Raw genomic sequence first — 8,515 nt, forward strand, 5'->3', positions numbered from 1 at the left:
TCTTGGCTTGCTTGGCTTGCGGTTGGCCTGTTACTTGTTCTGAATATGTCTTGCTTAGGCAAACCTGAAGGCGTGAATATCGCACATGCCGTTATGGAATGAAAGCGGATTATAATCCGCCGCTGACGGCCTGCAGTCCGGCCCCACCTCGAGAGTTCCGTAGTGACGACACCTAACAAGCCGAAAGAACGGCCCTCCGGCCGCCCCGGCATCCGCAAGCTCCGCATCTTCCTGCTCGTCGCCCTGGGCGCCATGCTGCTGGCCATCGGCGGCGCGGCCGCCTACCTGACGACGGCGATCCTGCCGAACGTGCCGGAGATCGATGCTGTCACCGACTACCGCCCCAAGATCCCGCTGCGTATTTATACCGCCGACAAGGTCCTGATCGGCCAGTTCGGCGTCGAGCACCGCGACTTCGTGCCGATCGCGAAGATTCCGCCGATGATGAAGAAGGCCCTGCTCGCGATCGAGGACACGCGCTTCTACGAGCACGGAGGCATCGACTGGATCCGCGCCGCGGGCGCCGCCAGGTCCAACCTGGGCGGGGGCTTCCGCCAGGGCGCCTCGACCATCACCATGCAGGTGGCGCGCAACTTCTTCCTGACCCGCGAGAAGGTCATCTCGCGCAAGCTCACCGAGATCGCCCTCGCCTACAAGATCGAGGCCGCCCTCGACAAGGACCAGATCCTCGAGCTGTACATGAACCAGATCTACCTGGGCCAGCGCGCCTACGGCTTCTCGAGCGCGGCGCGCAGCTACTTCGGCAAGACGCTCGACCAGCTCTCGCTGGCCGAGATCGCGATGCTGGCCGGCCTGCCGCAGAACCCGGCGCGCCACAATCCGGTCGCCAATCCCAAGCGCGCCGAGCAGCGCCAGCACGCGGTGCTCAAGCGCCTGCTGGAGCTGGGCCAGATCACCGACGAGCAGTACCGCCAGGCCCTGGCCGAGCCGCTGCGCATCAAGCGCGATGCCGGCCAGAGCTACGACACGCATGCCGACTACGTGGCCGAGCTGGCGCGCCAGGTGGTCTACGAGCAGTTCAAGGAAGAAGCCTACACGCGCGGGATCACGGTCACCACGACCATCCTCGCGGCCGAGCAGGACGCGGCCTACGAATCGGTGCGCCGCAACGTGATCGCCTATGACCAGCGCCACGGCTACCGCGGCCCGGAAGCGCGCATCGAGCTGCCGGCGGACCTCGATGAGCGCGAGAACGCCATCATCGAAGCCCTGCAGAAGCGCCCGTCGAGCGACGGCCTGGTGCCGGCGGTGGTGCTGGCCGCGAGCCCGAAGGAAGTGCGCGTCGAGACGCTCGAAGGAGAAGAGATCGCGATCCAGGACGCGGGGCTGAAGTTCGCCGCGCGCGGACTGTCGGAAAAGGCGCCGCCCGCGCACCGCATCACGCCCGGCGCGATCATCCGCATCAGCAAGTCCAGGGTGGACGACCAGGGCAAGGGCGGACTCTGGTCGATCACCCAGGTGCCGCAGGTGGCGGCGGCCTTCGTCGCGATCGACGCCGACACCGGCGCCTATCACGCGCTGGTGGGCGGTTTCGACTACAACCTGCAGAAGTTCAACCACGTGACCCAGGCCTGGCGCCAGCCGGGTTCCGCGATCAAGCCCTTCGTGTACTCGGCGGCGCTGGAAAAAGGCTATTCGCCCGCCACCCGCATCCTCGACGAACCGCTCGAACTGCCAAGCGGCGTCGAAGGCGAAGTGTGGACGCCGCAGAACGACGACGGCGTGTTCGACGGCATCGTCACCATGCGCTCCTCGCTGGCGCAATCGAAGAACGTGCCGACCGTGCGCCTGCTGCGCGCGCTGGGCATCGATTACACGCATGAATGGCTGGGCCACTTCGGCTTCAACCCGGCGCGCCATCCGAAGAACCTGACCCTGGCCCTGGGCACGGGCGCCGTCACGCCGCTGCAGATGGCCGGCGCCTACGCCGTCTTCGCCAACGGCGGCTACCGGGTCAAGCCCTACCTGATCTCGAAGATCCAGGACGGCAACGGCGCCATCCTCCTGGACGTCAAGCCGCCCAAGGGCAAGCAGGAAGAGGAGCGCGTGATCACCGCGCGCAACGCCTTCGTCTCCGACAGCATGCTGCGCGACGTGACCCGCTACGGCACCGGCGCGGCCGCCACCCAGCGCCTGGGCCGCAGCGACATCGCGGGCAAGACCGGCACCACCAGCGACGCCTTCGACGGCTGGTTCGCCGGCTACGGCGGCAACGTGGTGGCGGTGGCCTGGATGGGCTACGACGAGCCGCGCTCGCTGGGCGGCAAGGAATTCGGCGCTACCCTGGCGCTGCCGATCTGGATCGACTACATGAAGGTGGCCCTGGCCAAGCGCCCGCAGGAAGAGCGCGTGGCGCCCGAGGACCTGATGCGCGAAGGCGAGGACTGGGTCTATCCGGAATTCTTCGATGCGCCCGAGCTGCGCGGCATCGACCTCGACCAGGCCGCGCCGCCCGAGCCGGACGAACCCGCAGCCGAACCCTCGATAGACGGCGTGCCCGGGGAGGCGCCGCCCGCGCCTCCTGCGCCGCCGCCGCCACCCGTCGCGCCGCCGCCACAGCCGGCGCCGTCCAACAACCGTCTCTTTTGAGGTAAGCTAAGCGTCTCCAGTTTCCGGCATCAAGGCCGGAAACTTCGCGGGCCGCCTGCAGGTCTGTACAAGGTCGGTCCATCCACAGCTGGACATCTGCTGACCTCAAGGAGACGAGCATGGCCTATGTCGACGGTTTCATCCTTCCGCTGCCCAAGTCCAACATCGACGCCTACCGCGCCATGGCCACCAAGGCCGGCCAGATCTGGCGCGAGCACGGCGCCCTGCAGTTCCGAGAGTGCATCGGCGACGACGTCAAGCCGGGCAAACTCACCTCTTTCCCCCAGAGCGTCAACCTGGAAGAAGGCGAGACGGTCGTGTTTTCCTGGATCGTCTACGAATCTCGCGCCCACCGCGACGAAGTCAACGACAAGGTCATGAAAGACCCGCGCATGGCGGAGATGATGCAGCCCGGCGCCATGCCCTTCGACGGCAAGCGCATGATCTACGGCGGCTTCGAGGTGCTGGTCGATCTCTAGCGGCGGCGCGGCGCAGGCCCGCCACGGCGGTCGTCAGGCCCAGGCGTCGATGATCCAGTCGGTCAGTTTGCCGCTGGCCTGGCGCGGCAGGCCGGGGCCGAAGGAATAGGCCGCGGGGCATTCGGCGGCGCTCAGGCGGCTCGCCATCCACCTGTGCAGGTCGGCCCGCAGCAGGCTGGTATTGGCCGGCACGCCGCCGCGCGGGACGATGAAGGCCTTCAGGCGCTGGCCTTCGTCTGCCCGCATCAGGCGCACGCTCGACTCCTGCACCTGTGGGTGGAGGCGCAGCACGTCCGCGACATAAGCCGGGAAGACGTTCACGCCGCCCACCTGTACGGCATGGTCGATGCGCCCCAAGGGGCGGAAGCGGCCATCTTCTGGCCAGTCGAGCCGGTCCTGCAGCGGGTAGTCCAGCCGGCGGCCGTCAGGCGCGCGGCGTGCGAGCGTGGCCGGGTCGGGCGTGCGCGACCAGAAGGGAAACAGCGCGTACGGCGCCTCCGGGTCGTCGCGCCAGCCCACACCCGCCGTTTCCGAGCTGCCGTAGACCTGCACCAGGCGCTCCAGGCCCGAGGCCAGCGCTACCCTCGCCACTTCCGGCGGGCACGGGGCTGTCGACGTCACGCCGACGACGTCAGGCGGCAAGCCCCCAGCTGGTTCGGCGGGCTCCCCGGCACCGCCGACCTCGCTGAATGCGCGCCAGAAATCAGGAAAGCCGAGCACCAGGTCGCCCGGCTGCAGCTGCTGCGCGACGGCGGCCGGCGAGTAGGCGCGCAGGTCCACCACCATGTCGGGGCCGATACCCAGCGCGTGCGGCAGCAGCACCGAAAACAGGAAGGCGTAGATGTGGTGCGATGGCGCCAGGCTGACGATGCGCCTGCGTCCCGGGAACAGCGAGGCCAGGTAGACCGCCTCCTGCCACAGCAGCGCCGTCTCGTGCCGGATCGCCTTGGGCGTTCCGGAGCTGCCCGAGGTGCGGAAGGTCACGCTGTCGCCGCCCTCTTCCAGCCCGGCCGCGGCCACCGCCAGCCAGTCGCCCAGGCGCGTGCGCGCCAGCAAGGGCTCGTCCAGTCCGCGCCGAAGGTGCAGCATGCCCTCCATGGATGTCGCCAGGCCGATCAGCTCGAGCGAGTCCGCACCCAGGTCGGCGCGCAGGTCGCTTTCCGGACGCCAGGCACCGGCAGGCTGCGGCCGGCCGGGACGCATCTGGGCCAGTTCCCCGGCCAGCAGGTCGGCGACGACACGCTGCAGGCTCGGGGCATGCCGCCACCAGCGCGGGAAGGAGTCAGGGTTCATACGTTGCGGCCGGATCGAGCGGCAAGCTTGAAGAGGCGCCGAGTGTGACAGGCCCGCCGCCAGGCTGTCAAACCGTCCGCGATCCACGTGCATCGAAAAGAAACGATGAAAATGTCACACCCGGGGGTGCGCACAATTGACACCGCTACTGTCCTCATGTCAACATCATTTTCTTTCAAACAACTGCCGGCCGCGCTGGCTGTGAGTCTTTCATGAACGCCACGCCGCTCTCCTTCGATACCCCCGACCTGGCGACCCGCCTGGACCAATGCAGCGACGACGAGCTCGACTTGCTCGGATTCGGCGTGATCGGTTTCGATGCCGAGACCAGCGTGCATCGCTATAACGCCTTCGAATCGCAGGCCGCCGGACTCTCGCCAGAGCGCGTCCTCGGCCAGCCGCTGTTCACCAACGTCGCGCCCTGCCTGAACAACTTCATGGTGGCCCAGCGCTTCGAAGACGCCCTCGAGGACGGCACCGAACTCGACGCCACCATCGACTACGTCCTGACGCTGCGCATGCGCCCGGTCAAGGTGGCCCTGCGCCTGCTGGCCGGCCCCGGCCGCGCCAACCGCTACGTCCTGGTGCAACGCCACGCCAAGTGAACCCCGACGTGACGCCAAATGCCGCCGGCGAGCTCGCCCGCTTGAACGCGGAGTACGAGGCCCTCATCCAGTTCCTCTACCTGGCCCCGGTGGGCCTGGTGCAGACCGACGGCGCCGGCGCCGTCACGCTGATGAATCCGATCGCGGCCCAGCTCCTGATGCCGCTGTCGCGCGACGGCGGCCTCGACAACCTGTTCGCCGCGCTCGAATCGGTGGCGCCCGAGCTGCGCTTCCTGGCCGAACGCTTCGAGCAGCCGTACGGCAAGATCTGCGACGGCCTGTACGTGCACCTGCATGCCGGGGCCGCGGGCAAGGCGCGCGCCGGCAAGCCGGCGCCGCAGATCCTGTCGCTCACCCTGCTCAAGCTCGACGGCGCGCGCCTGATGGCGGTCATCGCCGACGTCAGCGCCCAGGTCCAGCGCGAACGCCAGCTGCGCCAGAACGAGGCCTGGCTCAACGCCATCCTGACCGGCATCACCGACTACGCGCTCGCCAGCCTGGACCTCGACGGCCGCATCTGCGAGTGGAACCCCAGCATCGGCCGCGTCACCGGCTTCGGCGAAGACGCAGTCGGCCAGCCCTATTCCATCTTCTATCCGGCCGATGCGCTGACGCTCGAGCACCGGTGCGACCGCCTGCGCGAAGCCGACGACAACGGCTGGAGCCTGGACGAAGGCCCGCGCCGGCGCGCCGACGGCAGCACCTTCTGGGGCAGCGTCCTGATCGCGCCCCTACCGGACCGGGACCAGCAGGATGGGCCGGATGGCGGGCCCGCCTATTGCCTGATCCTGCGCGACATCAGCGACAAGCGCGACGCGGCGGAGCGACGCCGCCGTGACGTCTTCGGCGACCACCTGACCGGCCTGGCCAACCGCCGCGCCTTCTTCGAGGCGGCCGAGCTCGAGCTGGCGCGCAACGAGGCCGCGCCGCGCCCGACCGCGGTCATCGCCATCGACGCCGACCATTTCAAGGCCATCAACGACCGCTACGGCCATCCCGGCGGCGACGCCGTCCTGCAGCACATGGCCGGCATCCTGGCCGACACCTTCCGTACGGTCGATATCGTCGCCCGCATCGGCGGCGAGGAATTCGCCGTGCTGCTGCCCTCCACCGACCTGGCGCGCGCGGCGGTGGTGGCGGAACGCCTGCGCGCCGCCATTGCCTCGGAGCCCGCCCCCTTCGACGGCGCCGCGATCCGCTACACGATCAGCGCCGGCGTGGCCGCGCTCGACCCGCAGGACGGCGAGCGGCCTGGCGTGGACCTGCTGCTCAAGCGCGCCGACCAGGCCCTGTACGTCGCCAAGCGCGCCGGCCGCAACCGGGTGGAGCGCTGGCGCCCGGAACTCGTCCAGGGAGGCGCCGATGCTGCCTGACCCGAACCTGGCCTACGAGTCGCTGATCCAGTTCCTGTACCGCGCACCGATCGGGCTCGCCCAGACCGCGCTCGACGGCACGGTGGACATGCTCAACCCGATGGCCTCCAGCCTTCTGATGCCGGTGGCCCGGGACGCCGCCCTCGACAACATGTTCGCGGTGCTGGCGCAACTGGCGCCCGGCTTGCCCGCCACGGTCGAGGCCTACGCCGAACCGTCCGGCGTGGTCGTCGACGCGATGCGCCTGCCGCTGCCCGTCAACCAGCGCACACCGAACGCGCCGCAGGTACTGTCGCTGAGCCTGATGAAGATCGATCGCGAGCGCCTGATGTTCGTGGTGGCCGACGCCACGCTCGAGGTCAGGCGCGAGCAGGAAATGCTGTCGCGCCGCCTGCGCAGCGCCGCGCGCACCGATGCGCTCACCCGCATGCCCAACCGCGAGGCGGTGCGCGAGCAGATCGAACACCTGCTGGCCCGGCCCGCCGCCACGCCAGAGGCCGGCGGCAGCTTCGCGGTCCTGCTGCTGAATTGCGACCGCTTCCGCCAGATCAACGACAGCCTGGGCCAGGCCGTCGGCGACCAGCTCCTGGTCCAGATCGGCGAACGGATCCGCGGCGCGCTGCGTCCGCCGAGCGACCGCCTCGATCCGCTCGGCCAGGGCGGCCAGCTGGCCGCCCGCATCGGCGGCGACGAATTCGTGGTGGTGCTGGACGGCATGCGCGCCCGCGACGACGCCGAACGCGTCGCGGGGCGCCTGCTGGATGCGGTCGCGCGTCCCTACCTGATCGACGAACACGACATCGTCTGCGGAGCCAGCCTGGGCCTGGCCTGGGGTGCGGGCACGGCGGCCACCCCCGACGAAGTGCTGCGCGACGCCGGCATCGCGATGGTCGAAGCCAAGCGCGCCGGCGGCGCACGCCAGCGCGCCTTCGAACCGGCCATGCGCGAGCGCGCCGCCCAGCGCGCCGGCATAGAACACGAACTGCGCCAGGCGCTGCTGGAAGAACAGCTGTTCGTGGTCTACCAGCCGGTGGTCGGCATGCTGCCCGATGGCGGCACCGACTACGCGGCCGCCGTCGAGGCCCTGGTGCGCTGGCGCCATCCGCAACGCGGCATCGTGCCCCCTGTGGAATTCATCCAGGTGGCCGAGGAATGCGGCCTGATCGGCGCGCTGGGCGACTTCGTGCTGGAACGCGCCTGCCGCGACTTCATGGACTGGCAGCGCCTGCTCGGCGAACGCGCGCCGCGCCTGGTCGCGGTCAACCTGTCGCGCGCCCAGCTCGGCCAGCCCGGCTGGATCGGCGCGGTGCAGCGCATTCTCGACGCCACCGGCATGCCGCCGGCCCGGCTGCAGCTGGAAGTCACCGAAAGCCTGGCGGCCCAGGACCAGGACATCCAGCAGCGCCTGCACGAACTCAAGGCCCTGGGCCTCAAGCTCGCGCTCGACGATTTCGGCACCGGGTATTCTTCGCTCTCCAGCCTGCACCTGCTGCCGGTCGACACGGTCAAGATCGACCGTTCCTTCGTGAGCCAGGCCGACACCAGCCACCATCACCAGGTGCTGATCGAAGCCACGGTCAAGGTGGCGCAGAGCCTGGGCATGCAGACCGTGGCCGAAGGCATCGAGACCCAGTCGCAGGCCGACGTCGTGCGCGCGCAAGCCTGCACCAAGGCGCAGGGCTATTTCTACAGCCGTCCGCTCAGTTCGCCCGACCTGCTGGCCTGGCTGGGCGAACGGCGTCCTCTCGCGGCTTGACCAAGACGTGAGTTTCTTCCTACAAAAGTTGCCGGAGTAATCCTATTTTGTGCGCCGGGTTCTGCTTCCATGATGACATAACCCATCCATAACAAAGGAGAATATGATGAAACGCACCTTTCTGAGCGCCTGCGCCATCGGCCTGACTGCAATCGCCCTCACCGCTTGCGGCACCGCCGAGACCACCGACACCACCACCACCATCGACACCACCCGCACCACCACCGGTTCGAGCGGCGTGTCGACCACCACCTCGTCGACGACCACGGAATCAACCAGCCTGCCGCCTGGCACCAGCACCACGGTGACCACCCCGACGGCGACCACCACCACCACGACCACCACCGGCTCCACCCGCTAAACCGGAGCCGTGCTGGGATGAAAGGCCACCGCAAGGTG

The 8,515-nt window shown here is 68.9% G+C and carries 7 protein-coding genes; 6 read left to right on the forward strand and 1 reads right to left on the reverse strand.

From position 1 onward, the window contains the following. The first annotated feature begins 252 nt into the window (after positions 1–252). The gene (locus KBW95_RS09905) at positions 253–2,610 is read left to right on the forward strand and encodes a penicillin-binding protein 1A (RefSeq protein WP_211528141.1); all 2,358 of its coding nucleotides are present in this window, start codon (positions 253–255) and stop codon (positions 2,608–2,610) included. Positions 2,611–2,729: 119 nt separating this feature from the next. Continuing rightward, positions 2,730–3,089 carry a DUF1428 domain-containing protein gene (locus KBW95_RS09910; RefSeq protein ID WP_211528134.1) on the forward strand — a complete coding sequence of 120 codons (360 nt, stop codon included), beginning with the start codon at positions 2,730–2,732 and terminating at the stop codon, positions 3,087–3,089. A gap of 33 nt (positions 3,090–3,122) precedes the next feature. Here KBW95_RS09910 and KBW95_RS09915 read toward each other — a convergent pair whose 3' ends face one another. Next, a complete protein-coding gene (locus KBW95_RS09915; RefSeq protein WP_211528135.1) occupies positions 3,123–4,382 on the reverse strand; it encodes an AMP-binding protein in 1,260 nt (419 codons plus the stop codon). Between the two features lie 212 nt (positions 4,383–4,594). On the opposite strand from KBW95_RS09915, the gene KBW95_RS09920 reads away from it, so the two are divergent. The 4 genes from KBW95_RS09920 to KBW95_RS09935 all read left to right on the forward strand — a co-directional run bounded on the left by KBW95_RS09920 (position 4,595) and on the right by KBW95_RS09935 (position 8,477). Then, positions 4,595–4,987, forward strand: a complete 393-nt coding sequence (locus tag KBW95_RS09920; RefSeq protein WP_211528136.1) for a phosphonate transporter — start codon at positions 4,595–4,597, stop codon at positions 4,985–4,987. Between the two features lie 8 nt (positions 4,988–4,995). Further along, positions 4,996–6,360, forward strand: a complete 1,365-nt coding sequence (locus KBW95_RS09925) for a sensor domain-containing diguanylate cyclase (protein WP_211528137.1) — start codon at positions 4,996–4,998, stop codon at positions 6,358–6,360. Then, a complete protein-coding gene (locus KBW95_RS09930; RefSeq protein WP_211528138.1) occupies positions 6,350–8,116 on the forward strand; it encodes a bifunctional diguanylate cyclase/phosphodiesterase in 1,767 nt (588 codons plus the stop codon). The genes KBW95_RS09925 and KBW95_RS09930 overlap by 11 nt, the downstream gene beginning before the upstream one ends. A gap of 106 nt (positions 8,117–8,222) precedes the next feature. Further along, positions 8,223–8,477: a hypothetical protein gene (locus KBW95_RS09935; protein WP_211528139.1), complete on the forward strand. Its 255-nt coding sequence runs from the start codon at positions 8,223–8,225 to the stop codon at positions 8,475–8,477. The last annotated feature ends 38 nt before the right edge of the window (positions 8,478–8,515 follow it).

This window comes from Massilia sp. ZL223 (assembly GCF_018119395.1).
GTDB lineage: Bacteria > Pseudomonadota > Gammaproteobacteria > Burkholderiales > Burkholderiaceae_D > Telluria.

What these genes read in the sequence shown, in the direction of transcription:
- KBW95_RS09905 (WP_211528141.1), top strand. Translation starts at nt 253, where the DNA reads ATGCTGCTGGCCATCGGCGGCGCGGCCGCCTACCTGACGACGGCGATC.
- KBW95_RS09910 (WP_211528134.1), top strand. Translation starts at nt 2,730, where the DNA reads ATGGCCTATGTCGACGGTTTCATCCTTCCGCTGCCCAAGTCCAACATC.
- KBW95_RS09915 (WP_211528135.1), bottom strand. Translation starts at nt 4,382, where the DNA reads ATGAACCCTGACTCCTTCCCGCGCTGGTGGCGGCATGCCCCGAGCCTG.
- KBW95_RS09920 (WP_211528136.1), top strand. Translation starts at nt 4,595, where the DNA reads ATGAACGCCACGCCGCTCTCCTTCGATACCCCCGACCTGGCGACCCGC.
- KBW95_RS09930 (WP_211528138.1), top strand. Translation starts at nt 6,350, where the DNA reads ATGCTGCCTGACCCGAACCTGGCCTACGAGTCGCTGATCCAGTTCCTG.
- KBW95_RS09935 (WP_211528139.1), top strand. Translation starts at nt 8,223, where the DNA reads ATGAAACGCACCTTTCTGAGCGCCTGCGCCATCGGCCTGACTGCAATC.